The organism is Bradyrhizobium cosmicum (assembly GCF_032290525.1).
In the GTDB taxonomy this organism is placed as follows: domain Bacteria; phylum Pseudomonadota; class Alphaproteobacteria; order Rhizobiales; family Xanthobacteraceae; genus Bradyrhizobium; species Bradyrhizobium cosmicum_A.
The window spans coordinates 1-262 of the sequence record NZ_JASXTA010000322.1 but is presented as its reverse complement, the minus strand read 5'-3'; the positions used below and the strand labels follow the sequence as shown (position 1 = coordinate 262).

The following is a 262-nucleotide window of genomic DNA, read 5'->3' as shown; positions in this document are numbered from 1 at the left end:
CTCTTGCCCTAGTGTCCATTGTGGGGCAGGTCTTTTTAGACCTGAAGGTTCCCGACTATATGCAAAGAATCACGATGCGAGTAGCTACCCCCGGCACAGTAGCGTCAGACCTCACCGGCGATGGCGCGCTGATGCTCAGCGCTGCTCTGGGATCACTCGTGCTGGCAGTTATCACTGGCTTTTGCACCGCCATTGTGGGAACATCACTGGCAAAAAATCTACGCCAGAAAGTCTTTTCAAAAACTTTTGAGCTCTCCAGCGC

General features: G+C 53.1%; 1 protein-coding gene. It reads left to right on the top strand.

Features of this window, described 5'->3' with window-relative positions; all coding sequences use genetic code 11:
* A partial coding sequence (locus QSV46_RS40120) for a hypothetical protein (RefSeq protein WP_314964171.1) occupies positions 1–262 on the top strand: 262 nt, incomplete at both ends.